The following is a 25,557-nucleotide window of genomic DNA, read 5'->3' on the forward strand; positions in this document are numbered from 1 at the left end:
ACCGCAGGTTTATTTTTTATACATGGGGTCGTGCCCTTCGTACTTCAGCCATTTGAAGGAGGCAGTGTTGGTGGTGGGCTGCCTGGCCGAGGTGCCGTACATGCCGTAGAGGCAACCTATGAAGCCGCCGGCCACCTGCGTGCTCAGAAAGCGCGCATCTACCTTGTCTTTCAATAGCGTATAGTTCTTGCCGTCCTCCGAAAAGCGGAAGCTGTAGGTGTCGCCGTCGGCATTGATGCGCAGTTGCACCTTGCCAGCCGCCGCTTTCAGCGGTGCTTTCGCTAGCAGCTCGGTATTCTTAGTGTCGGCTGTGCTCTTGAGCAATTGCACAACGGGCTTGCCATTCTCTACCGATTTGCAGAGGAAGTAGAAGTGTTTCTCGTCCTGAAAGGCAACTAGGCCCGCCGTTTCGTTGGCCGCCTTGGCCGAGAAAGTTAGCTCGGTTTCGGCGCTGCCATACATGTGCTGCTGCCGCTTGCCGATGAAGGCCGGGTTGCCAGTTTCGGCTACCGTTTCTGGCTTTAGCTTTATAGTAAGTCCCTTGGCTTTGCTCAGCGAAAAATTGGTGCTGTCCACCGTGCGCATGAACAGGAGCGCCGGGTCGAGCTGCTTCTCAAAGGTGAGCGTGTAGGCAAAGTTGCCGCTCTGGGGCAGGGCGCCAGGCTGCTTTACCTCGGGGAAGTTGGCCTTGTAAGCATACTGCACGCCGTTGGGGCCAGGCACCGTTATGGGCCACTCATCTTTCCACTCTACTGGCACGATAAACGTTTCGCGGCCCGTGTTATAGAAATTGCCTTCGTAGGGCCGCACCGCCAGGAAAATGGCGTAGGTCTTGCCATCAGGACCCTCCACAAACTGCGCGTGTCCCGCCGAAGTAATGGGGTCTTTGCGGTCGCGGGGCAGCTCGCGCTGCGAGAGGATAGGGTTCTTCTCGTAGGGTACGAACGGGCCTAGGGCCGCCTTGCTGCGAAACACTACCTCGGTATGATTAACCGAGGTACCGCCTTCGGCCGCATAGAGATAGTACCAATCGCCGCGCTTCATCAGGTGCGGGCCCTCAATCCAAACGGGCTTTTTGCTCAGGTCAACGCCGCCATTTACCACAATCTTGGCTTCGCCCACGGTTTGCAGCGTCTGCGGATTCAGCTCAATAATCTTGATGGAGCGGTGCCCATCGTATAGGGGCGTGCCGGGCGGGTCGCTGTTGTAAATGACGTAGGCCTTGTCGCCCTCGAAGTACAGCGAAGGGTCGATGCCCCGCACCTCGGGTAAGAAAGTCGGGTTGCTCCAAGGCCCGGCGGGGTTCTTAGCCGTCACCACAAAGTTGCCTTTGTGGTCAATCAGTGTGCAGGTGACATAGTACGTGCCGTTGTGATACTCAATGGCCGGCGCAAACAACCCGCGGGTCATGCGGTCGCCCATGAAGGTCATTTGGGAGGGCCGGTCTATCACGTTCCCAATCTGCTTCCAGTTTTTCAGGTCGCGGCTGTGCATTACCGGAATGCCAGGGAAGTATGAAAACGTGGAGTTAACCAAGTAATAGTCCTTGCCGACTTTGGTAATGCTTGGGTCGGGGTAAAAACCCGTCAAAATGGGGTTGGCTAACTCAATCGATTGTGCAAGCAGTGCCGATGTTGGCAGCATACCTAGGAGTAAAGCGGCAAAAAACTGTTTTGTATTCATTGATGGTGATTAAATGCTTCTACTTCGGCGCAGAAAAGAGGCAGTTGTATAGGCACTGCTAGGTGCCAAACTAGGTGCCGCGGCTAAGCTACAGTTTCTTTTTCAGCGCAACTTTACCGATAGGTATTGCCCTAGTAGCAGTCGCCTAGGTTAAGCAGAGCGGCTCGTGTTCAGACAAGCTCATTTCCTAGTAACTAGCAGCTACTAATAGAGCGCCGCTCTGTAGGCTATACCCTTATTTTTTAATCCTAAGGCCACCCAGAAAGCGAGCTACAGACTGCTGGTAGAGGCTAGGGTAGGAGTAATTGAAAGACAAACCCCCGCTGCAAAACGACCCTAGTAATGCGTCCAGGGTCATTTTACAACGAGGGCTTGCGGCAAGGAGAGAAACGGAAAAGGTGGATTTTAGCGGCTGTCAAGTGGCGCAGGCCACTGCCGCCCAAGTTTGTTTTTCACGCCAGCCTATCAGCAGCCAGCGTGAAAGAGGGACTTATTAATAGCCAGGGTTTTGCGGAAGCTTCCAGCTCTGGGCGTCGTTCAGCGAAATGGGCAGCAGCGGCATCGGGTTCACCGAGGTTTCGGTGGCTACGTGCGACGCAGCCCGGGCCCGTACATCGGCCGGTAAAACGTTCAGATAGCGGCCCGTGCGCACGAGGTCCCAGAAGCGCAGCGATTCCTCGGCAAACTCAACCCGGCGCTCGTGCCAGATGGCGGTGAGCAGCGCGCTGCCCGACAAGCCGGGCGCCAAGTCGGGGAGGGTGCCGGCGGGGGTATTGGCGGGCTCATAGCTCAGGCTCCCTAAGGTGGTGCCGGGCGGGCGGGTCGATACCCGGGCACGGGCGCGCACCTGGTTCACCAAGGCGATGGCTTCGGTGGGCCGGCTGAGTTGGGCGGCGGCTTCAGCCTTCATCAGCAAGATGTCGGCGTAGCGCAGCTTGCGGATGTTCTGCGGGCCCGACTCCGGCGCGTTGGGGGCGATAATGGCCGCCTTGCGGTTGAAGTAGCCCGTAGCATTCTGCGTGATATCGACGGGGTTGAGGATGCCCAGCACGTAGTCGTTGTTCTTGATAATCGTGACTTCCTTGCGCGGGTCGTTGGCCTCAAACTCATTCACCAGGTTCTGCGTGGGGTTGTTGAACCCGTAGCCAAACGTCTTGCGGTTGTTTTGGAAGATGTTGTTGGTCGTACCGATTGAGATGGGACCGTAGCCATTGTTGTCCGACCCAAATTGAATCTCGAACAGCGACTCGCTGCTGTTCTCGCCAATGTCCTGGTGAATGGCCGCGTAGTTGGGGTATAGGCTGTACTGGGTCGAGCTGATAATAGTGCTCGTAATGTCATACACCTCCTGCCACGTGTGGTTGTTGCCATTCACGGTGCCCAACTGGTATAGAATGGCGCGGGCCAGGTAGCCGTTGGCGGCGCCCTTAGTAGCCCGGCCTAGGTCGGCCTGGGCGTAGGCGTTCTTCTCAGGCAGCAAGGCAGCGGCAGCCTTCAAATCTTTCTCAATGAAGGCGTAGGTCTGGGCGATGGTGGCGCGGCTCACGTTGGGCGCCTCGGCGGGCGTCACGGTTTTCTCAAACAGCGGCACGCCCCCAAAGGCCTTCACGAGATTGAAGTAGAAGTACGCCCGCAAAAACAAGGCTTCGCCCTTCAGGCGCGATTTCAGCGCCGCGTCGATGGTGCCCGCGTCGATGTTGTTAATTACCGTATTGGCCCGCGCGATACCCGTGAAGCTGTGTACCCACAGCGTGGTAATGGTTTGGTTGGAGGGCGGAATGTTCCAGGTTTTGAGCTCGATGAGGGGCCCGAAGTCGCTGGCCGAGCTGCCCCCTTTTTCAGAGTCATCGGTCATAAGGTCCCCAAACATCCATTCGTAGGTCTGGGCCACGTACTGTCCGTTGGGGTCGCCCCACTTGGGGCCCTGGTCCCAGGCAGCCACGTCATAAGTGGCGTTGATGGCCTGAACGGCGTTGGTGGGGTCTTTGAAGAGGTTGTCCTGGGTGGTGGTACCTAGGGGCTGCTTGTCCAGAAAGTCTTTGCAGCCCGGAGTAAGAGCCGTAGTAAATAGCAGGCCGAGCAAGGCGGCGGTGCGGGTGGATTTCATATAGAACAGGTGGGAAAGAGCGAATTAGAACTGCACGTTGAAGCCTAGGCGGTAGGTGCGGGCCTGCGGATAGTTGCCGTAGTCCACGCCGTACGACAGGGGATTGTTGTAATTAGCCACGGTCGAAATTTCGGGGTCGTAGCCTGTGTACTTCGTGATGGTGAACACGTTATCAACCGAGGCAAACACGCGAGCACCTTTCACCTGCACCTTGCCGAGCAAGGCCTGGGGCAGTGTGTAGCCGATTTCCATGTTGCGGGCGCGCAGGTAGCTGGCGTTCTCCACGTAGCGGCTGCTGAACTTGTCGTTGCCGTTGGTGTCGGTCGCGGTCACGCGGGGTTGGTTGCTGTTAGGGTTGCTGGGCGTCCAGCGGTCCAGGCGGTTCGCGTAGAAGTTGCTCCACACCCCCACAAAGTCAGCCGATTTCGACAGGTTGAAGGCCCCGCCGTTGATGGCTTCGGCGCCCTGCACCCCGTAGAGTAGCATGCGGAAATCGAAGCCTCCGTAGTTCAGGTTCAGCGAGGCGCCGTACGTGAAACTGGGCGTGCCGCTGCCTAGGTAGGTGTTGTCGGAAGCCGTAATCTGGCCGTCGCCATTGGTGTCCTGGTAGCGCACGTCGCCGGGCTTGGCACCGGGCTGCACCAGCGCACCGGCGGCGTTTTTATAAGAGTCGATTTCGGCTTGGTTATGAAACACACCCTGGGCCTGCAAGCCGTAGTAGAATGCAATTTCGCGGCCCACGTCGGTGAGGGTGGTGTTGCCGATTTGCGGCAGCACGTTGCCGGCCGCAATGGCGTTGCCGCCCCCTAGGCTGGTTACGACGTTATTGATTTTCGTGAAGTTGACGCCCACGTTGTACTGCAATTTGCCAACGGCATTGCGGTAGTTCAGGGCGAGTTCCAGGCCGCGGTTGCGCAGGGCGCCCACGTTGGCGCTGGCCGGAGCCTGGCCTACGTAGTCGGGCACCGGCAGCAGGGCAATCATGTCCTGGGTGCGGCGCTCGAAGTAGTCGGCCGTAAAGGTCAGCTTGTTGTTGAAAAACTCGGCATCCACGCCCACATCTGTCGTGACGGCCGTTTCCCACTTCAAATCCGGGTTGTTAATCTGGGTGATGGCCAGGCCGGGCGCGGGCGTACCATTGAAGACGTAAATCTGATTGTTGTTTGCCACCGAGGCGTAGCCGTAGTTCGGCGCGGCGTTTTGGTTGCCCACTTGCCCGTAGCTGGCCCGCAGCTTCAGCACCGATACGTAGCTGACGTCCTTGAGGAAGTTCTCGTTGGAGATGTTCCAGGCGGCGCCCACCGAGGGGAACGTGCCCGTGCGCACTGGCCCGAGAAACTTAGAAGTCTGGTCGAAGCGCAGCGTACCCGTGAGGAGGTAGCGGTCGCGGAAGTTGTAGTTGGCCCGGCCGAAGTACGAGAGCAAGCCGCCGTCGTACTGCGAACTGCGCACTACGTTGCCGGTGCTACGCGAGGCCGACGCGTATTGCAGCGAGGCATCGAGCGGCACGTTGTAGGCCGTGATGGAAATGCCGTTGCCGTAGCCGCGCTGCGCCTCCTGCCCTAGGGTAAAAGAAAGGTTGCTGTTATCCCCGAAGGTCTTGTTGTAGTTGAAGTAGTTCGACCACACCCAGCTTACATTTTCGCTGCGCGTCTCAATGAGCGCGCTCTGCGCCCGCTGGTCGAACGGCCCGATATAGTACTGCGGCTGGTAAGTTTTGGGGTGGTTGTTAAAGTAATTGATGCCGAACGTAGAGCGGAACGACAACCCTTTAAACAGCGACACGTCGAGGTAGCTGCTGCTGAACAGGTTGTTGTTCTGAATCTTGTTGTATTTCTGCTCGTCGACCAAGCGCGCCACGTTCAGCGTATTGCGCGTAATAACGTCCTCGGTATAAGTGCCGTTGGGGCCGAAGGGGTTGAGAATGGGATTGATTTGCAGAGCGTATTGCAGCACGGTGTACGGCTGCGAGCCGCCTTGGCCATCGCCGCTGCCCGTCTGGTTGTTGTTGGTAAATATGGCTGCTACGCCCGCCTTAATGTGCTTGGTGAGCACCACGTCGTCATTTACCCGAATCACGAACTTCCGAAAGCCCGAATTCTTAATAATGCCGTTTTGCTGGAAGTAGCTGCCGCTCACGAGGTAGCGGTTTTGCTCAGTACCACCCGAAGCCGACAAACTATAGTTGGTAATTAAGCCTTTCTGCGTCAGTAGCTTCTGGTAGTCGGTGCCTTCAGCGTTAGTGGCGATGGCGTTCTGCAGCTGCGGACCATAGTCGGGCAGCTGTTTGCCGTCGTTGGTGTAAGCCTCCGTCACGAGCGTCGCGTACTGGGCGGCGGTGGTGAGGGGCAGCTCGCGCCGAATTTGCTGGAAGCCCGTGTAGCCCGTCAGGTTAAACTGCGTGGCGCCCGCCTTGCCGTGCTTGGTGGTGATGAGCACCACGCCGTTGGCCCCGCGCGAACCGTAGATAGCCGTGGCCGAAGCGTCTTTCAGAATCTCGGTCGATTCAATATCAGCAGGTAGCAAAAAGCCGATGTCGCTGGTTTGCACGCCATCTACCACGTACAGCGGGTCGCTGTTGTTGATGGTGCCCACGCCCCGCACCCGGATGCGGGTACCCGAACCCGGCTGCCCGCTGTTGGATGTTACTTCTACGCCGGATACGCGGCCTTGCAAGGCCTGCACGGGGTCAGAGGTAGCTACCTGCGTGAGCTGCGCGCTGCTTACCGAAGCCACGGCGCCGGTCAGGTCGCTTTTGCGAGCTGTGCCGTAGCCGATTACGACTACGTCGTTGAGGTCTTGCGTATTCTCGGCCAGTGTCACGGTGAGGTTACTGGCCGCGCCGGTCACCGGCAACTCTTGCCGCGTGTAGCCCACAAAGCTGAACACCAGCACGCTGTTTTCGGGCGCTTGAATGCTGAAGCTGCCATCGGGGCCCGTGCTCGTGCCCGTGGTGGTGCCCTTCACGAGCACCGTCACGCCGGGCAGGCCCGCACCCTTGGCATCAACTACTTTACCGGTAACTGGTACCGCCTCTGGCGCCAGGCTAGAACTACCGGAATCGTTTGCGGAAGTAGTCTTTGCGGGAAGCCGGAGTACGATGCGGTCATGGTTTATCTCATACTCAATCTTAGATGGCGCAAAAATCTCATCGAGTACCGAGGCTAACGGCTGGTTTTGTGCCCGCACCGTCACTTTGCGGTCGGCCCCCACGAGCTGCTGGCTATACACGAAGCGGATGTTGGCTTGCTTCGCTAATTGACCCAAGATGGCCTTTATCGATTGACCTTCTACTTGCACCGTCACGGTGCGCTCTAGCACGGTTTGGGTAGTGGCATGTACATGTGCGAGGGCCGGGTTGGTTTGCAGGCAAGCCACGACGGCCGGCAGCAACAAGCCTCGAAGCAATGGCCGAAGAGGTGGGGAAAACTGTACCTGGTTTTTCATGGGTAAGGGTGGGGAAAATAAAGAAAAGGAGAAGCCGTTCAGCATTTTTGCAAATGCGGTTAGGTTGTTGATAAATAGAATATTGCGTATGGAAGAAGGCAGGTTCTTCGGCAAGGCCTAGCCGCTAGCTAGTCTTTGCAACGCGCCACTTAGCTGCGCGGCGGCACCGGGTCGGCTTGGCAACCCGTACTGTGGATAGTGATTTGAGTATCAGCAAGCGTGTAGTAGGCACCTAGGGACTTGCAGAGCAAGCCTAATTTTTCAAATAGCGGCTCGTCGTAGAACGTGATGCTGACTGTGCAGCCTGCCAGCTTCTGCTTATCATAGTAGATGGGTACACCGTAGGCCTTTTCTAGCGCCGCGAGCACTTCAGTCACGGGCCGTTCTTCAAACTCGAAAGCTTGTGGCACTAGCACGGCCGGTTTGTCAACCAACTCTTTTTTCAGTTGGTGGCTAGCCACTGCATATACTACTTGCTGGTTGGGCAGCAGCACCACGCCAGCCTTTGCGGGGTGCGCGGGGGTCGCATCGAGCTGAGCCGTTTGGCGGGGCTGCACGGCTACCTTGCCCTCGCGCACGGCCACCAAGGCCTGCGCACTACCGGGATAAGCTTTCACATCGAAGCTCGTGCCCAGTACCGTAGTCACTACCTGGCTAGTAAACACCAGGAAGGGCCGCGCTGGGTTCTTATGTACCTGAAAGTAAGCTTCTCCCTCTAGGTATACCTCGCGCCGAGCACCGGCCAGCGCGGTGATGTAGCGCAGCGTACTGCCCGGCTGCAGCGTAACGCGGCTGGCATCGGGCAGCTGCACTACCTGCGCCTGGGAGGTGGTATTGTGGTGGCGCGTCCAGCCGCGCGCCGATGTAGTGGCGGTGGTCGACTGGGCGCCCTGCCAGTGTTGAACTGCTGGCAGCAGCCCACCTAGCCCTAGCAAGAGAAGGCCTATACCGGCGGCCCAGCGCAGCTGGGGCGTGTGCCAAATGCTAGTGGGCAAGCGGCGCACGCGAGGAGCGAGCTTCGGTTGGGCTGGGTCGAGTTGTAGCCGCTGCCAGATGGCGGCTTCGACAGCTTGCTGCTGCTGGCTAGGTAGCGGACGGGCGTCCACGGCCTGGTCTTGCAGTTGGTCGTACCACTGGGCCACTCGCGCCTGCTCGGCGGGCGTGCAGCGGCCGTCGAGGTAGCGTTGGAGCAATAAGTAGAATTTGGCTTCCGTCACGAGCGGCGAGAGAGTAGGGGGCTTCAGTTAACAAGTCAGCTAACTCGCTTTAACCCCTAATGCTATCGCCAACTTTTTTTGCAGAAAGTTAGCGAGTTAATTTTTAATAACAGTAAATCAGTATTTTATGTAGGCGAAAGCTTAAAAATGCCAGAGCGTGACTACCACCAATACCAAGAAATCGCGCAGGTAGTTGCGAAGCAGCTTCAACGATTTTGTGAGGTGATACTCTACCGTTTTTTCCGACAAGTTTACTCGTCCCGAAATTTCGGCAACCGAATACTGCTCTAGCCGGCTGAGCTGAAAAATCTCGCGCGTTTTGTCGGGCAGCTTGCGAATGCTGGCAAGCAGCGCCGCGCTAAGCTCATTGTGGGCCAGGGCTTCTTCGGTAGCAGTGTCGGCCTCCGAAGAGGCAAGGCGGCAGTACAGCTCGTAGCCCGCCCGCACCTGCTGCCCCTTGATGTAATTAATGATACGGTAGCGCAGTGCCGAAAATAGGTACTGCTCCAGCTTATCTATCTGTTGGCTAGCGCGCCGGTTCCAGAGATTTTCGAATAGGTCTTGCACCAATTCTTCAGCGATTTCGCGGCTTTTTAGCTTGCGGTAGGCTAGCTCAAATAATCGGTAGCAGTAGCGCTGATAGATTTCGGCGAAGCTCCCTTCATCATCGGCGCACAGGGCGGCTAGTAGGTCTGCATCTGATAAGGAGGCATACCTACCGAAAGAAGAGGCTAACATGAATAGAGAATGTGGTGGGAATAAAAGCTAATGTACAAATCAACGTCAAATTATTGATGAATAAGTTGCCAACTAGCTGCTACCCTGTATGCATTGAATACCACCGAGCCGGCTACCTGGTCCCGCTGCCGTGCTATTGATATGAGAAACTACCCCGCTTATTGTAGTAGGTAGCATGTGTCAGAAGCCAGATAAGCCCTAGGCTACAAGGCCTGCTTTGTATGCTAATTGTGCTCACCTAGGTCAACTATTTAGCCCAACTATGCTCGCTGTGCCAAGCGAAGGCATTGAGATAATTGCTGATTACTCGTCTATGATTTCAACTAATTAACTTTCAGAATAGTACACCTAGGGAGCTTGACGAAGCGAAAAACAATTCGTAGGCTGGGTGGTCTTGAGCAATACCGCGGCGAGCAGTCGTTGCGCCGCAACTACTTATTAAATCCCTTAGCCATGAAGATTGGAATCATTGGGGCCGGCCACATCGGCAGCGCTCTCGCCGTGCGCCTCGTTAGCCTCGGCCACTCGGTGCGCATTGCCAACTCGCGCGGCCCCGAAACCCTAGGCGGCGTAGCCCAGAAAACCGGCGCCACCCCCGCCACGGCGCAGGAGGCGGCCCACTTCGGCGATATCATCGTCGTGACCATCCCGCTGATAAACATCCCCGACCTGCCCAAAGACTTGTTTGAGGGTGTTGCTGCCGATGTACCCGTCATCGACACCAGCAACTACTACCCCTTGCTGCGCGATGGCCACCTGCCCGAGCTAGAGCATGGCGACCTCACCGAAAGCGAGTGGGTGCAGCAGCACCTAGGCCGCCCGGTGGTGAAGGTGTTCAACAACATCTTTGCTGACCACCTCGAAAAGGCGGGTAAGCCAGCTGGTACGCCCGGCCGCATTGGGCTGCCCGTGGCCGGCGACGATGCCGCTGCCAAGCAAAAAGTGATGGCGCTGGTCGAAGAGCTAGGCTTTGACGCTGTGGACGGTGGCAGCCTGCACGAGTCGTGGCGCCAGCAGCCCGGCACGCCGGTGTACTGCAATGACTTGCCCGCCGCCGAAGTGCAGCAGCACCTGGCTAGCCTGGGCAGCACCCGCACCGAAGAGCAGCACGCGCAGTTCTTGGCCAACCACGCCGAGCAAGAAAAGCAAATGGAGGCTCAAGGCATTAAGCTGAAATAGCAGTCAGATTTCTAGCTTAATCAACACAAAAAAGCCGCGGCAATTGCCGCGGCTTTTTTGTGTTGATTAAGTGCCTAGCGTGTGTTTGAGAATTAAAAAATCGCCATGTTAGATGAGTGACTGCCAGATGAGCAGGACCCTAAAATTGAAATTGCAAACACATTCTTATGCTAGTTTACCTAGCCCACGCTAGCGGGCAATTGCACGCGTGCTAGCAGTCGCGCTAGTTCTCGCTGCTCCCCGGCCGCTAGGGGTTCGAGTGGGGCACGTAGCTCACCGGCTGCTTGCCCTTGCAGCTGCAAGCCGGCCTGGATGGCACGAGGCAATCCCTTAGCCACAATGAATTGCAGCAATTCAAACTGCTGGTAAAAAAGCTGCCGTGCTTCGGCTAGGTCCTGGCGTTGCACGGCTTCGTACAGACCTAGGTTCAGTTCTGGGATGAGGTTAGGGGCAGCGGTGCACCAGCCGGTAGCGCCGGCCGCAAAAGCGGCTAAGGCCAGTGGGTTGGAGCCATTGTAGAAAGCCACGTCCTCACCCAGCAGTTGGCGTAGGGCCTGCATGCGCTGCACGTCGCCGGTGCTTTCCTTTATCATGGTCACGTTCGGAATTTCGAGCAGACGCTTGAGCAGGGCGGGCGACATATCCAAGCCGCCCGTGGCTGGGTTGTTATAGGCCATAATAGGCACCGAAATGGCGCTGGCCACTCGGTCGTAATGCCGGAAAATCTCGTCGTCAGTTAGCTTCCAATAGCTCATTGGGATGACCATGACCGCGGCTGCGCCAGCCTGCTCGGCAAAGCGGGCGTGGCGTACCACGCCGGCCGTGGTGAGGTGCGATACGCCCGCTAGCACCGGTACGCGGCCGGCTACTTGCTGCAAGGTTGCCTCGGTTACGGCGTCGCGCTCGTCGTCGGTGAGGTAGGGGAGCACGCCGGTGCTACCGAGCGGGGCAATGCCGTGCGAGCTGCTGGCCACGAGGCGCTCCACGAGGTGGCGGTAGGTAGGCAGGTCTACCGCGTTGTCGGTGGTGAAGGGGGTGATGGGGTAGGCAATGATGCCACGAAAAGGGACGTTCGGATTCATCGAAAAAGTCGTTTTAAAGGCAGTGGTTTACAGGTCGCGGCCGCGCTCTTCGCGCAGGGCTACCCCTAGGTTTTGCAGCAGGGGCGCATTTTCGCAGGCGATGTAGCGGGCGCCAACTGTTTCGCTGCGGTTGCCGTGGTTGTGCCAGGCCCAGATGGGGATGTAGATAGCGTCGCCGGCTTTCCACTCCACGATACGGTCTTCAATCTGGGTGTAGCCCTCGCCTTCAATGACGTAAATTACCGTTTCATAGGTGTGGCGGTGTTGGTTGGTGACTTGGCCCGGCAGGAGCCCGCCGATGGTCATGCTCAGGGCCACGGTGGGCAGGTCCACGAAGAATACAGGGTGCTTGCGCTCGGTTGAGAACTGGTCGTGGGCACCGGCTTGCTCCACGTTGGGGTGGTGCAGCTTTTCGGGCATCCGGACTTCGGGCCGGGCGTAGGTGCGGTGAAAATCGGCGGACTGGAACTTGTCTTTAGTTGTGGCCTCAATTGGCTGGTCGAGGGCGGTGGTATTCATAAAAAGAGGTAGGAAAAAGTGAAACCATGGGGTGGCGCCGGCAACGGCCTGTTTTGCATCCCGGGTCAGGTGGGTGCCTGCATTTGACTCTGCAAAAGTGTGCGTAGCTTGGCCCCCTCTATTCATCCAGTTTCCACAAACAAACGGGTCCAGTATGCTACGCGCCTGGGATACCAACTTTCATCCAACCTTCGCGGCGGGCCGCGCTGTGTACCTGCAAATCAGCGAGCTGATTGCCACTGAAATCCGCCGCGGCCGGCTCCAACCCGGCACCGCTCTGCCTGGCACCCGGGAGCTAGCTAAGCAGCTGGGCGTGAATCGAAAAACAGCGGTGTTAGCCTATGAGGAACTATTGGCTCAGGGCTGGCTGGAGTCGCAAACTACCCGCGGCACCTTCGTATCGAGCCGGCTGCCCGAAAGCAGCCCGACGGCCTTTGCGCCCGCCGCGAGCAGCCTAGTTGAAGCGCCTGGGTTTCGGTGGCAAGACCCCTTCGAGCTAGAGCAACCGCCCACTGCCATACCCGGCGCGCTGGTGTTCAATGACGGCACGCCCGATGCCCGGCTCGCGCCCGTGGCCACATTGGCCAGCGCCTACCGCCGCGTGATGCAGGGCCGCGGCCGCCGCAACCAACTGGGCTACGACAGCCCTCTAGGTAGCCTGCCGCTGCGCGAAGCTCTATCGCGCATGCTCAACCAAGACCGCGGCCTGAGCACGACCCCGGCCAGCATCTGCCTGACGCGCGGCACCCAAATGGCCTTGTACCTCACGGCCAGTTTGCTTATCAAGCCCGGCGACGTGGTGGCCGTAGAAAACCCCGGCTATCCGCCCGCCTGGCAAACCTTCCGGCTCCTAGGGGCAGAGCTGGCCCCGGTAGCAGTCGATGCCGAAGGCCTGTGCGTGGATGAGTTAGAAGCCCTGTGCCAGCGCCAACAGGTGCGCGCCTTGTATCTGACGCCGCACCACCAATTCCCAACCACCGTGACGCTGAAAGCGGCGCGGCGCGTGCAGCTGCTGGCGCTGGCCGCCCGCCACGGCGTGGCCATCATTGAAGACGACTATGACCATGAATTTCACTTTCACTACCAGCCCATGCTGCCGCTAGCCTCGGCCGACCCGCACGGCGTGGTCATCTACATCAGCTCGCTCTCTAAGCTGATTGCGCCTGCCCTGCGCATCGGCTACGTCACCGGCCCCGCGGCCTTCATCACGGCCCTAGGTCGGCTGCGGGCGCTGATAGACCGTCAAGGTGATACCGTGCTGGAGCAGGCCGTAGCCGACCTCATTGACGAAGGCGAAATCAAGCGGCACACGCGCCGGGCCCACGCCGAGTACCACGCCCGCCGCGACGCGCTGGCCGAGGCGTTGCGCCAGATGCCGGGCAACTACGTGGATTTTGTGCTGCCCGCCGGTGGCATGGCCTTGTGGGTGAAGTTTCGCGAAGATGTGGACCTAGAGTACGTGACTGAAGAGTCGACGCGCCGCAAAGTGGTGATTACGCCCGGCAGCCGCTACTACCTTGCCGGGCCGGCTGCCAACGCCGTGCGCATGGGCTACGCCGCTCTCACGCCCGCCGAACTAGCCCAGGGCGTAGAGCAACTCGGTGCTGTGCTACGTCAGATGGAAGCTAGAGGCTAGGCCAGCAGCAAGAAAGCCACGGCGTAGAAAGCGTAAACGCAAACGCCGCGCTACCAAAGCGCGGCGTCATGCTCCGGGCAATCGATGCGGAGCTGAGGGCCTTCGAGCGGAATGTTGAGCAGGTGGCAGAAGTGCTGGCCGGGCCGGCGCCCATAGTGGCGGCAGCTAAAGCACATACGCTGCACCGGAATGGTACCCGCCTGCTGCAACTGGTGCAGCAGCGTCAGCAAGCTTAAATACAGACCTAGCTTTTGGCGGGCAGGCAGGCCAGCTACGGGCGGACTAAGCGGCGCGGCAAAGCGGCTACTCTGGTCGGCCAGCTGCTCACCGGCGGGCGTCAGCCGGAGCGAATGGCTCCGCAAATCGGTCGGGTCGGCGTGGCGGCTCACCAGCGCTTTTTGGGTGAGCGTTTTCACCGCGTCGCTGATGGTGGCGCGGCTCACTTGGTACTCGCGGGCTAGGTTGCTGACGGTACCCTGACCCGATGCGTGAAAGCGCAGAAACACGACCACTTGCAACTGCAACGGGCTCAGTCCACTTTGAGTAGCTTCTTGCCAAAGCAAGTGGCGAAACACGCCGCTCAGCCGTTCGAGCGAAGCCACAATCTTGTGGTCGAGGTCCGGCGGATGGTTTTGCCGGTGGGGGTCGAACGGGCTGTCGGCGGAATCAGCAGTCACAGGTGAAATCGTGGTAGTGGCGAAAAGGCGGCGCAAAGGTGCCGTTCACGTTCACCACCCGGTCGAGCCGAATACGCTCGCCGGTGTCGATAACCAGGTATTCGGCGAGGCCTTCCGCGTTACGCTCGCTAACCAAGTTTTTGAGCAGGCCGGTAACGGTGGTGAACTCCCAAAGGTCCGTGAAATATTGCAGGTGCGTGTATGTGCGCTGCGTAATAGTGGCTTCCAGCACATCGTGAAAGCCGCAATCGATGGGTTTATAAACAGATGGGGCCATGATAGGGGGTAGGAAAATAGGGGCGCCTACTGGCACCCCTGCATTTCAATGATGTAATACCCTTGGGCATTAATAGCGTCCACCACTTCCTGGGTGGGCTCCTCAATGTGGCAAAACCGGCACTCCTTGGCCGCTAGGGATTGGCCCTCCTGGCCTTTGGTGGCGAGGTACTGGCGGCCAAACTGGTAGACCTGCTCTTTGCTGGCTGCTTCATCCGACACCAGAATGTCAAAGTGCATAACCGAACCGTCTTTCTTGGAGACGTAGGTGTCATAAACGGCAACTTCCATAATTGTAAAGAATTAAAAGTGAGAGAATAACCAGGTCGAGAAGCTGGCTAAGGTTTGTTTGAAAAGAGGAGAGGCTAGCGGGTTTCGGGCTGGTCGCGCCAGTAGTTGTTGGCGGCGGCGATAGTCGCAAATTCGGCGGCTACCGTCTGGCCGATACTAATGAGCATCATCGGATTGTCGGCGTAGATGGCGCGTTGCTGGCGGCGCTTTTCGTCGTCGGGCTGCGTGAGCTTGATGATAAGGCGGGCGAGTTTGACGGCAAGCTGGCGGCCTTCTTCCGGGGTAGCCGTGAGCAGGCTATTACCGGGGATTAGTTGCAAATCGGACATGACGTGGAGGTTAGTTAGTGGCGGCCACCGAGTAGGGCAGCGAGAGATTACCGGACATCACCCCGTACACCTGGTACACGCCTAGCATGGGGCGCTTTTTGTCGGAGGCGTTGACTTCCATATAGCAGGTCACGAGGTCGAATTTGAAGTCCCGCCGGCGATTGATGCGGTTGAGCGGCACCACCACGCGGCCGGTGTTGCCCTGCATCGTGACGGTGAAGCCGGGCGAGTCCATGTACATGTGCATGCCGGGCGCACTGGTGGGCGGCAGCTTGGGTGCGGCGCCCATGTGGTCAAATTCCTTCACCGAGAAGCCGCCCGCCACGCGGCTGTCCTTAATGAGCACCACCCAGTGGGCGTGCCACACTAGGCCGTCGTTGGTGTAGTTGCCATCGCCGTTTTCGTCCCACAGCGGGGTGTCCTCGAAGTCGGGGTGCGAGGTTAGGGCCATGGCCACGATGCCGTCGGTGGCGCCCATGCCGATATCGGTGGATTTGAGCGTAGTGGGGAAGACGTAGCCGAGCACTGGCGCGCCGTCGGTTTTGCCGGCAGGCTTGGGCTGGGTTTTGCCGGCGTTGCCAGCCACCTGAAACTCGAAAACCAGCGTTTCTAGCTCGGGCAAATATTTAATGGCCGCTTTCTTCGGGGTGTAGTCAGTATTTTGGTAGGCCGCGCCTGAAGACTGCGCGAAACTGCTGCCAGCCAGGGCGCTAAGTAGCGCCAGGGTAAGCAAGGGCTTTTTCATGAGGGATATAAGTTGTGGTTGGAGAACGAGACAAAAGTAGTTGGCACTCCTAACCAGTTAACTGCATTTCAGCACTGGACCAGGTAGCATATAAATACTGGCCCAGTGCCTCGGTAAGCACCCAGGGACACCGAGAAAAATATACAGGATAAATTTGTCCGGTATTGATTCATGTTCTAGCTTTGCCATCAAAACCACTAGGTATGTTCTCCAAGGCGTGTGAGTATGGGATTCGGGCCGCGATATACATCGGGCAGCAATCTGCCAGCGGCCGCCGCGTGGGCCTGAAAGACATTGCCGCCGAAATCGATTCACCCGAAGCCTTTACAGCCAAGATATTGCAGCAGCTAGTGCGCGCGCAGCTGCTAACCTCCGTGAAGGGCCCCGCCGGTGGCTTCGAGCTGACGCCCGAGCAGTTGCGCACTGTCACCCTCCGCCAGCTAGTGGTGGCTATCGATGGTGGCGCCATGCTGCAAGGCTGCGCCCTAGGGCTGCCGCAGTGCTCGGCCCAGCAGCCCTGCCCCATGCACTACCAGTTTCTGCCCATCCGCGACCAACTTAATGAACTGCTGCGCACGCACACCATCGGCGAGCTGGCGAGTAAGGTGCAGGAGGGCTTGGGCTTTTTAAAGCAATTCGGTTAGCGCCCTTTTTTTGCCTACATACCGGACAATTTTATCCTTTAATTTCCCTTCTTATGACCACCGAACAAAAAGCCCTCGTTACGGCCACCGTCGGGACCCTCCGCGCGCACGGCGTGGCGCTCACCACCCACTTCTACCGCCGCATGTTCGAGCACAACCCCGAGCTGAAGAACGTCTTCAACATGGGCAACCAGCAAACCGGTAAGCAGCAAACGGCGCTGGCCATGGCCGTGCTGGCCTACGCCGAGAACATCGAAGACCCCTCGGTGCTGGTACATGCCGTCACCAAAATCGGCCATAAGCACGTCAGCCTCGACATTCGGCCCGAGCACTACGCCATTGTGGGCCGGCACCTGATTGCCTCCATCGGCGAAGTGCTGGGTGAGGCCGCCACTCCCGCGCTACTCGACGCCTGGACCGTGGCTTATGGCCAACTGGCCAAACTGATGAGTGGCCTGGAAAGCGGACTGTACCAAAAAGCAGTAAGCCAGGAAGGCGGCTGGACGGGCTGGCGCCCCTTCACCGTGAAGCAGAAAGTAGCTGAGTCCACGGAAATCACCTCCTTCTACCTGTACCCCGCTGATGGGGGTAGAGTAGCCGATTTTCTGCCCGGCCAGTACGTGAGCGTGCGCCTGTTTCTGCCCGCGCTGAACCTGTTTCAGCCCCGCCAGTACAGTCTTTCCAGCGCACCCAATGGCGAGTACTACCGCATCTCAGTGAAGAAAGAAGCCGGAAGTCAGCACCCCAACGGCATGATTAGCAACCGTCTCCACGACTTTGTGCACGAAGGCGACATTATCGAATTAGCTGCCCCGGCCGGAGATTTTACCCTGGAAACCACCAAGCAAACCCCTGTGGTGCTGGTGAGCGGCGGCGTGGGCCAAACTCCACTGTTGAGCATGCTCGACTACCTCACCCTGACCGGCAGCCCCCGCCAAGTAGTGTGGGTGCACGGCAGCCGCAATGCCCAAGTGCACGCCTTTCGGGAGCCAGTGGCCGACCTGGTGGCAGGCTACGACAATGTGCAGCAGCACATTTTCTACGATACTCTAGCCCCCGGCCTAGAAGCCAAGAACCATTACACCGGCATCGTTGACCTGCAGCAACTCAACGGCAACACGTTGCTGTCCGAAGCCGATTACTACGTATGCGGCCCGGCGCCCTTCATCCGCAAGCAGGTGCAGGATTTGACGGCCCTAGGTGTGCCACGCGAGGCCATTCACTTCGAAGAGTTTGGGCCGGCAACGTTGAGTGTGTAGATAAGCTAGGTGACTATGCAGGCGTGCTTTGCACGAGGCCAGCGCTGAGCAGGTAAGAAGATAAGCGGCCTCGTGCAGAGGTAAGGTTTAACGAAGCACGGCTTATAGCTATGCAGCAATCCGCAAAGCGTTTCTAGGGCAAGAAGGTCCTACTCCTGCCATGTAAAGTCTCGGTGAATACAGCTGTTATGGCGCAGCCAGTGTTATGGCGCAGCCAGCGAATATGCAATGCTGATTTTCTGCCTTAAGGCAAAAGGATTTTAGGCAATCGAGTAGCCTCCTAGGTGATACTGAAACGGAACTGACTCTTGATAGAGAAATCATAATCAGCAGTTGAAGCCTTACAGTGTACATAGGGACAGCTACGGTCGGCTGAGATTTGTAAATGAATGATATAGCATAAGAGTAGCAGCCTGTTCAGCTTTAAATAAAGCGCTAGGTTTTAGCTATTACTATTTCACTGCAAAACAGTATATTTACCGTGCTCTTCCTTGGTATTTTCACTTGTATTGCTTGCACTTGTGAGTTCTTCGTCTCCTCGGTTTTATACTTCCTGGACCGATGCTGCCCTCCTAGACGCAGTGGCGCTGGACAACTGGAGAGCCTTTGCCGAATTGTATGAGCGGTACTGGTACCGGGTATTTGCGCTGGCTTACCGCAAGCTAAAATCACGAGAGATAGCCGAAGAGCTAGTGCAGGAGCTGTTTGCTACGCTCTGGCACAAGCGCGACCAACAGGCTATTGCGCAGCTAGAAGAATACTTATTGGTGGCTATCAACCACCGGGTGCTTACCTATATCCGGGCGCACCGAGTGCGGGCACACTACGCCGACTACTGCCGCAACCTAGTAACTGAAGCGACGCACGAAACCGAAGATGCCTTAGCGGCGGCTGACTTATCAGCTGCTTTTTTGCGGGGGGTAGAATTGCTGCCCAAAAAATCGCGCGAGGTGTTTCGACTAAGTCGCCTAGAGCACCAATCTGTGGAAGAGATAGCAGCCCGCCTAGACGTCACACCCAAAGCCGTGGAGTACCACCTCACCAAGTCATTAAAGCGGCTGCGCACCTATTTGCGCGACTTCTTGGTGGTGCTAGCTCCTGTGCTGCTTTTCATTCGCTAAAACCAATGTGCCTCCGTGCCGAGTACGGACGACTGAAAAAAAAGTTTGACTAATTTTTTAGGGGTAAGCTAGAGGTAGGAGTCTTTCTTTTTAGACGCCCTTCAAGCCACTGCTATGACCGAATCTGACTTTGAGGCTATACACCAGCGCTACCTCGACGGCACTAGCCGGCCGGGCGAGCGCGAGCTGATAGAGCAGTGGAGCCGGCAGCTTGGGTCTCCCGAAAACGTAACTCTACCCAGGGACGAGCACGAGCAGGTACGGACTGCGATGTGGCGCCAAATTGAAGTTCTTGCCCGTGGCGCTAGCGCCGCCGATAACAGCCGCGTGCTACAACACCCAGCTTCCTTCTGGCGCATGCCCATGATGCGCTGGGCCGCCGCAGTGCTATTGCTGGTGGGGGCAACATTGGCCGTGCTACTGCCGCAGCGACGGCAAACACATACGGCCGCTCTGGCCTGGGTGCAGCAGCAGAATGCTGGCCAGCAGCCACAGGTCATTACCTTGGCCGACCATAGCCGCGTTACCTTGTACCCGGGTAGTAGCCTGCAGTACCGCACCGGCCTGCTGGGTGCACGCCGAGAGGTGCGGCTTAAGGGGGAGGCTTTCTTTCAAGTAGCCAAAAATCCGGCCCGGCCGTTTCTTGTTTATACCGAGCAACTTGTGACTACGGTACTGGGCACCAGCTTTCGAGTAAAAGCCTACCTAGGGCGCCCCAATGAGGTGGCCGTACAGGAAGGCCGAGTGTCGGTGCAGCTACGCCACAATGCAGACCTGAGTGCCACCCCGGTGCAGCCAGCGGCCGAGGGCGTGCTGCTACTGCCCAACCAGCAGGTTGCTTATTCGGCTCTAGCGCCGCGCTCACTGCAGAAGAAGCTAGTAGCTAACCCGATAGTGGTAGCTCCGCAAGTGTTCACTTTCGAAAAACAGCCCGTCATCAAAGTGCTGCAATCGCTAGAGAAAGCTTATGGGGTCACCATTCTCTACGATAAAAACAAGCTGGCAAGCTGCACTATCACGGTCACTTTCTACCAAGAGTCGCTTTATGAAAAGCTCGACATGCTCAGCCAAGCACTTGGGGCAAGCTACTCTAGTGTTGACAATGCCCAGATTCGATTTCGCAGCAATGGCTGCGCTCTTTAAGCCCTGCTGGTAGTGCACAGCGGTGTGCTACATTCTTTTCTCTTTCTTCTGTCAAGTTGCTTTTAACAATCATGACAAGTTGCCTAATCCTTTAAGCAACTACTAGTCAAAACAGCCCCCTTTCCTTATCTCCCACCACAATCGTTTGCAGTGCATGAAAATTAGCTTACATGTTTCAAGGCGCTTTGGCTACCCCCTGCGGGTGTTAGCGCTTCAGTCTGTTCTGGCCTTACCGCTGACTGCCGCAGCCATCACGCGTCCCGCCATGGCACAACAAGCTGTGCTGGAGCGGCGCGTCACGCTACAAGCAGAATCACAGACTATCGAGTCGGTGTTAAATCAGCTGGGCAAGCAGTTGAATGTGCACTTTGTGTACAGTCCGCAGCTCATTGATTCCGAGCGGCGCGTCACGCTGCACGTTACGAACGAGCCGCTGATGCAGGTGCTTAACGAACTGATAGCGCCGCGTAAAACTCTGTTTGAAGTTCGCAAAGACCGGGTGATTCTCAGCCAGCCGCAGCTCGATACCAAGGCCGCTGACATTCCCGTGTCAGGCCGCGTTACGCAAGGCAAGGGCGAGGGGCTGCCCGGGGTTACCATCATCGTGAAGGGCACCACGCAGGGCGCCACCACTGATGGCGACGGGCGGTTTTCGCTAAGCGTGCCCGAAGGCAGTGTGCTGCAATTCAGCTCCGTTGGCTTCAGCCCGCAGGAAGTAACAGTGCGCGAGGCAACTACTACGTTGGCCATTACCCTGCAGGAAAACAGCCAGTCGCTGGACAATGTGGTGGTAATAGGCTACGGTTCACTTGATAAGAGAGAAGTTACCAGTACCGTTACGCATATCAACAGCCGGGAACTTCTCACAGTTGGAGCTATCAACCCACTCACAGCATTGCAGGGTAAAGTGGCAGGCCTAACCATCGCTAACGGCTCGGCCGCCGACCCCAACTCGCAGCCCAGTGTTCAGTTACGAGGAGTATCGTCGCGTGATGCCGGCCTAGGGCCCCTCATTGTTATCAATGGTGTACCGGGCGGCAACCTAGAAAACATCAACCAGAACGACATTGAGTCGATTGATGTACTAAAGGGTGGGGCGGCTTCGGCCATTTATGGCACGCGCGGCAGCAACGGTGTGATTGTAGTGACCACGAAAAAGGGCACTCAAGACAATCGGGTGGACTACAACACGTATGCCTCATTTGATTATGCCACGCTGCAGCCCAAAGTGCTTTCGGCCGACGAATTTTTAACCCAGAAACGTGGTACAGATTTCGGTGCTAAAACGAATTGGCTAGACGAAATTTCGCGCAGCTACGCCTTTGCGCAAAAGCATACCCTCACTGCCTCGGGCGGGTCAGCAAACAGCAACTACCGGGCTACGTTTGACTACCGCGATGCTAAGGGTATTGACGTGCGCTCAGGCCGTCAAGAATACGGGGGACGCATTTCTCTGAACCATAATTCGGCCAACAAGCTCTACTCTATTGGCCTAAACTTCGCACCCCGCTACATCAACGCCAACAACGCGGATTACGCCAGTTTCGAGCAGGCGCTCACGCTGAACCCCACCATTCCGGTGCGGAATCCAACTAACCCAAATCTCTACTACGATATCAGGTCGGGCTTTGATGGGCCATTCAATCCGTCCGAGCGTTTGCGGACAGAGCTAAGCGGCACAGAAGGTAAAATTCTGAACTTCGATGCCACCTTTAAACTCAATATTCTGCCCACACTGAACACACAGGTTACCTACGGGCAGTTTACCAGCGACTACTTCGACTTCTTTTTTCGACCTTCTACTTCCACATTCGCTGCCAAAAACGAAGGCAGTATGAATTCGGCCCGGCGCAAGTATAGCCGCAACGACCAGCGCAGCCTAGAATGGATTGGCAACTATACACTTACGGTAAAAGACCATTCCTTACAGGCCCTAGGGGGGTACTCGTACCAATATTTTGTTTCGGAAGGCAGTGAAATCTACAACCGCAATTTCCCGTCCGATGCGCTTACTTATAACAACATTGGCACCGGGCTCTACGGACAAGTAGCGGGGCGCAATGATGGCAGCAGCTATAAGAATGACTCGAAACTGATTGCCTTTTTTGGACGCGTCAACTATTCCTTCAAAGACCGCTACCTTTTGTCGGCCAGCCTGCGTCACGAGGGCTCTACAAGATTCGGAACCGATAATAAGTGGGGTGACTTCCCAGCTGTATCCGTAGGCTGGCGTATTGGTCAGGAAGCCTTCTTGACTAATCAAAAATGGATAAACGAATTGAAGCTGCGAGCTGACTACGGCGTAACTGGTAACCAGGAGTTTGGCAACTACTTGTCTCTTCTAACCTATACAGGCTATGGCTATTACTTGCTCAATGGCACATATTACCAAGTATACGGACCTAATCAGAACCAAAACAGCGACCTCCGCTGGGAACAAGCTCAGAGCTTTAATATTGGGGTAGACTTCGCTTTATTTAATAATAAGCTTACTGGTAGCATAAATTACTATGCCCGGCGCAATAAAGACCTACTCGGTCTTTATAATGTGGCGCCGCCTAACATTCAGCTACAAACGTATGCTAACGTCGGCAGTCTAGATAACTCGGGGGTAGAAGTGCAATTAAATGCCCCCATTGTGAGTAAGCCTAACTTTCAATACGCCATCTCTTTTGCCGGGGCCACCAATGGAAACAAGTTCGTGTCCTTCTCCAATAATGCGTATCAAGGACAGAACTATATCGATGTAGTGGGTTTGCCCTCACCAGGTTCGCCGGGCAACGCGCAGCGGTTGCAAGAAGGTCAGCGTATCGGTACGTTCTATATGCTGAAGTCAGCCGGCGTCGACGACCAAGGCCGCCTGCTAGTGTATGCTCAGGATGGCAGCACTATTGTAGGCAACCAAGCCACCCTAGCTGACCGACAAGTAGTAGGTAATGGTTTACCTAAGTACACATTAAGCTTGGGTAATACATTCACTTACAAAAACTTTGACGCGGCCATTTTCATTCGAAGCGTGTTGGGGTTTGACGCATTTAACACCCGCGCCTTCTACCTAGGTACGCCGGCTACGCAGTCTAATGCTAACGTACTAACCTCGGCGTATGGCGACAGTAAATACGCCAAACTCACCAATCCCACGACTACTAACGTGCTCTCGGATTACTTCCTGGAAAAGGGTGACTTCGTGAAGCTCGACAACGTGAGCTTAGGGTACACCTTCCAGTTTACCTCGAAGTATGCCCGCTCGCTACGCCTGTACGCCGCCGCTAAGAACATTCTGACGGTGACGAGCTACACTGGCGGCGACCCCGACATTCTGCCTATCAATGGGCTATATCCGGGCATCAATAGCAACCGCCAATACTACCCTTCTACCACGCAAGTTCTATTTGGACTTCAATTGGGCCTGTAACTCTATCCCACCCTCGTAGTTATGACTTATTTTAAAACGTATGCCCGCCTTTCGGCGGCCCTCGTGCTGGCTGGGTTGAGCAGCTGCACCGACCTGAACGAAACGCTCTACGACCGGATTACAGCCGCTAATTTCTTGCAAACTAAGGATGATGTGTACAGGGACTTCCTGCGCACCTTCGAGCACGGCTACAATACTGTCCAAGGCTCCCCTTTTCAGTTGCAGGAGTTGAGCGCCGACCAGTTGATGACCCCCAACCGCGAGGGTGATTGGTTTGACGGGGGGCAGTACGCCCGGGCCCACTATCACACATGGACAGTCCAGGAGGGTTATATTAATGACACGTGGAATTTGCTATACCAAGGTGCTGACCTAGATACTAACTCCCTAGAGGATATTCAGGCCATTGACCCAGCCCGGTTTAACATGACCGTAGCCGAGCAAAACCAACTCATTGGCGAGTTGCGCGTGATGCGCGCCTGGTACTACCTACGCTTACTTGACCTCTTTCGCAATATTAATATTATTACGAAAGTAAAAGGTGAGTTGAGAGGCCCGGCCCAGTCGACGCCCCAGGAAACGTTTGCCTTCGTAGAGAAAGAGCTAAAAGAATCGCTGCCGGCGCTGCTAGCTAAAGGTGACCAGGGCACGGCGCAGTTTCAGGGGCGCTGGACTAAGGCGGGTGCCGCTGCGCTATTGGCTCGCCTCTACTTGAACGCCAACGTTTACATCGGACAGGACCGCTATGCCGACTGTGCTGCACTGTGTCAAGATATCATCAGCGGCAAGTACGGCTCCTATGCCATCGAGAGCCGCTGGGACGCGCCCTTCGATTGGAACAACGACCAATCGTCGGAAACCATTTTTGCCTTTCCCGGCTCGTTTGGCCGCTCGCACTGGCAATATGAGGGCGGTATGTATTTCTGGGGTCTGCCGTATAACGTACCTGTCAACTACTTCGGATTCACTGACTTTGGTGGAGGCAATCCACGCTATGCGTTGCAGCCAGGCCGCGACGTCGACAATAAAGAATACAGCTTCGTGCAAGGCAAGCCATTTATCAAGTTCCAGAAATATGCCGATGATGTGCGCCTGAAGAACTACAAGAACCTAGGCAACAGCACCCGCGAGGGCATGTTTTTGCAAGGCTACCTAAGGGACATCAACGGCCGCGATACCATTAAGAGCACTCGCGGTTACACGCTGTATCTGCGTGACCAGGTGGGCCTGTTTAAAAATACGAAGCCCACTCAGGTACTGGCCAACAAGACGTCGGATATGAATAATGCCGACCAGAACTCGGGTATTCCATTGGTAAAATACCCCTTCTATCCGTCATCTGACCCTAATAAGATTGAGGCAGACTATGCGGAGGTGCGCTTGGCCGAAGTGGTTTACATGCTAGCTGAGTGCAAATTTCGAGCCGGTGACCGTGCCACCGCCGCACAGTTGTTGAACACGGTGCGACGTCGCAACTACCCCACAGGCTCGGCTAGCTTGTACGACGCTAGCGGGGCCACCCTCACTGAACAAGAGCTTCTTGATGAATGGGGTCGCGAATTTGTTGGAGAGGGCCGTCGGCGCATTGACCTCATCCGCTTTGGCAAATTCAACAGCGCTACTTGGTGGGATAAAACGGCCGATGCCGACGACCACACAAAAATTTATCCTATTCCCTTAAACGCGCTGAACGTAGCGCCACAGCTTAAGCAAAATCCTGGTTATTAAAATACGATAGCTAGTACGCGGCTTAGAAAGCAAGCTTATAACAGTAGTGCCGGACGTGGCCCTCATTACCTGCATGGGTAATGGGAGGTACGTCCGGCACTACTGTTTAAGCCTAGTCAGCAGAAGCGTACTTGCTAGCACATAGGTGGCTATGAGTGCTACGCAAGCGTGTAGGTGGCACCTAGGGTATTGGGCGCAACTTACCGCTTTGTAAGTAAGCTGCTTAATAAGATAGGAAGTCTTCCAAGCCGTCGTGCTTAGCGTAGTGAAGTATCTTCATCGCTAGCGCATTGATTGCTGTACCAAGCGAGATGCTTCCTT

Annotated in this window: 20 protein-coding genes; 8 read left to right on the top strand and 12 right to left on the bottom strand. The window is 56.6% G+C overall.

All coding sequences use genetic code 11. The features are described 5' to 3' along the window. Positions 1-9 precede the first annotated feature (9 nt). The 5 genes from FNT36_RS09090 to FNT36_RS09110 all read right to left on the bottom strand — a co-directional run bounded on the left by FNT36_RS09090 (position 10) and on the right by FNT36_RS09110 (position 9,192). The gene (locus FNT36_RS09090) at positions 10-1,683 is read right to left on the bottom strand and encodes a glycoside hydrolase family 43 protein (RefSeq protein ID WP_144846613.1); all 1,674 of its coding nucleotides are present in this window, start codon (positions 1,681-1,683) and stop codon (positions 10-12) included. Between the two features lie 493 nt (positions 1,684-2,176). Further along, complete coding sequence (locus FNT36_RS09095) at positions 2,177-3,790, bottom strand: RagB/SusD family nutrient uptake outer membrane protein (RefSeq protein ID WP_144846616.1); 1,614 nt, start codon at positions 3,788-3,790, stop codon at positions 2,177-2,179. Positions 3,791-3,814: 24 nt separating this feature from the next. Beyond that, the gene (locus tag FNT36_RS09100; RefSeq protein ID WP_233635800.1) at positions 3,815-7,237 is read right to left on the bottom strand and encodes a TonB-dependent receptor; all 3,423 of its coding nucleotides are present in this window, start codon (positions 7,235-7,237) and stop codon (positions 3,815-3,817) included. Between the two features lie 149 nt (positions 7,238-7,386). After that, positions 7,387-8,454, bottom strand: coding sequence for a FecR family protein (locus FNT36_RS09105; protein WP_144846620.1), 1,068 nt, complete (start codon positions 8,452-8,454; stop codon positions 7,387-7,389). A gap of 141 nt (positions 8,455-8,595) precedes the next feature. Continuing rightward, entirely contained in the window at positions 8,596-9,192 is a 597-nt protein-coding gene (locus FNT36_RS09110) for an RNA polymerase sigma factor (RefSeq protein WP_144846622.1), read from the bottom strand. Positions 9,193-9,645: 453 nt separating this feature from the next. Here FNT36_RS09110 and FNT36_RS09115 point away from each other — a divergent pair, with 453 nt between their 5' ends. Then, complete coding sequence (locus tag FNT36_RS09115) at positions 9,646-10,371, top strand: NADPH-dependent F420 reductase (RefSeq protein ID WP_144846624.1); 726 nt, start codon at positions 9,646-9,648, stop codon at positions 10,369-10,371. A gap of 179 nt (positions 10,372-10,550) precedes the next feature. Here FNT36_RS09115 and FNT36_RS09120 read toward each other — a convergent pair whose 3' ends face one another. Together FNT36_RS09120 and FNT36_RS09125 are read right to left on the bottom strand one after the other, a co-directional pair. Further along, positions 10,551-11,453: a dihydrodipicolinate synthase family protein gene (locus FNT36_RS09120; RefSeq protein WP_144846626.1), complete on the bottom strand. Its 903-nt coding sequence runs from the start codon at positions 11,451-11,453 to the stop codon at positions 10,551-10,553. 27 nt (positions 11,454-11,480) lie between these two features. After that, positions 11,481-11,972 carry a cupin domain-containing protein gene (locus FNT36_RS09125; protein ID WP_144846628.1) on the bottom strand — a complete coding sequence of 164 codons (492 nt, stop codon included), beginning with the start codon at positions 11,970-11,972 and terminating at the stop codon, positions 11,481-11,483. A gap of 154 nt (positions 11,973-12,126) precedes the next feature. Here FNT36_RS09125 and pdxR point away from each other — a divergent pair, with 154 nt between their 5' ends. After that, positions 12,127-13,608 carry a MocR-like pyridoxine biosynthesis transcription factor PdxR gene (gene pdxR, locus FNT36_RS09130; protein WP_144846630.1) on the top strand — a complete coding sequence of 494 codons (1,482 nt, stop codon included), beginning with the start codon at positions 12,127-12,129 and terminating at the stop codon, positions 13,606-13,608. 50 nt (positions 13,609-13,658) lie between these two features. Here the strand turns inward: pdxR and FNT36_RS09135 are convergent, their stop codons facing one another. The 5 genes from FNT36_RS09135 to FNT36_RS09155 form a co-directional block, all read right to left on the bottom strand. After that, positions 13,659-14,285 carry a MarR family winged helix-turn-helix transcriptional regulator gene (locus FNT36_RS09135; RefSeq protein ID WP_144846632.1) on the bottom strand — a complete coding sequence of 209 codons (627 nt, stop codon included), beginning with the start codon at positions 14,283-14,285 and terminating at the stop codon, positions 13,659-13,661. Then, on the bottom strand, positions 14,275-14,562 hold the full coding sequence (locus FNT36_RS09140) for a hypothetical protein (RefSeq protein ID WP_144846634.1): 288 nt from the start codon (positions 14,560-14,562) through the stop codon (positions 14,275-14,277). Before FNT36_RS09140 ends, FNT36_RS09135 begins: the two co-directional genes overlap by 11 nt. A 26-nt stretch (positions 14,563-14,588) precedes the next feature. Continuing rightward, positions 14,589-14,852, bottom strand: a complete 264-nt coding sequence (locus FNT36_RS09145; RefSeq protein WP_144846636.1) for a DUF2024 family protein — start codon at positions 14,850-14,852, stop codon at positions 14,589-14,591. Between the two features lie 74 nt (positions 14,853-14,926). After that, on the bottom strand, positions 14,927-15,181 hold the full coding sequence (locus FNT36_RS09150; protein ID WP_144846638.1) for a hexameric tyrosine-coordinated heme protein: 255 nt from the start codon (positions 15,179-15,181) through the stop codon (positions 14,927-14,929). 10 nt (positions 15,182-15,191) lie between these two features. Next, entirely contained in the window at positions 15,192-15,926 is a 735-nt protein-coding gene (locus FNT36_RS09155) for a hypothetical protein (RefSeq protein WP_144846640.1), read from the bottom strand. A gap of 182 nt (positions 15,927-16,108) precedes the next feature. On the opposite strand from FNT36_RS09155, the gene FNT36_RS09160 reads away from it, so the two are divergent. The 6 genes from FNT36_RS09160 to FNT36_RS09185 all read left to right on the top strand — a co-directional run bounded on the left by FNT36_RS09160 (position 16,109) and on the right by FNT36_RS09185 (position 25,236). Beyond that, a complete protein-coding gene (locus FNT36_RS09160; RefSeq protein WP_317129602.1) occupies positions 16,109-16,570 on the top strand; it encodes an RrF2 family transcriptional regulator in 462 nt (153 codons plus the stop codon). Positions 16,571-16,623: 53 nt separating this feature from the next. Continuing rightward, entirely contained in the window at positions 16,624-17,829 is a 1,206-nt protein-coding gene (gene hmpA / locus FNT36_RS09165; protein ID WP_144846644.1) for an NO-inducible flavohemoprotein, read from the top strand. 521 nt (positions 17,830-18,350) lie between these two features. Continuing rightward, positions 18,351-18,950, top strand: a complete 600-nt coding sequence (locus FNT36_RS09170) for an RNA polymerase sigma factor (RefSeq protein ID WP_233635801.1) — start codon at positions 18,351-18,353, stop codon at positions 18,948-18,950. Positions 18,951-19,064: 114 nt separating this feature from the next. Next, positions 19,065-20,093: a FecR domain-containing protein gene (locus FNT36_RS09175; RefSeq protein WP_144846648.1), complete on the top strand. Its 1,029-nt coding sequence runs from the start codon at positions 19,065-19,067 to the stop codon at positions 20,091-20,093. A gap of 265 nt (positions 20,094-20,358) precedes the next feature. Next, positions 20,359-23,508 (top strand): SusC/RagA family TonB-linked outer membrane protein, encoded by a 3,150-nt coding sequence (locus tag FNT36_RS09180; protein WP_233635802.1) that lies wholly within the window; start codon positions 20,359-20,361, stop codon positions 23,506-23,508. A 21-nt stretch (positions 23,509-23,529) separates the two neighbouring features. Further along, on the top strand, positions 23,530-25,236 hold the full coding sequence (locus tag FNT36_RS09185; RefSeq protein ID WP_144846650.1) for a RagB/SusD family nutrient uptake outer membrane protein: 1,707 nt from the start codon (positions 23,530-23,532) through the stop codon (positions 25,234-25,236). The last annotated feature ends 321 nt before the right edge of the window (positions 25,237-25,557 follow it).

The sequence above is a fragment of the Hymenobacter setariae genome, assembly GCF_007713685.1.
Classification (GTDB): Bacteria; Bacteroidota; Bacteroidia; order Cytophagales; family Hymenobacteraceae; genus Hymenobacter; species Hymenobacter setariae.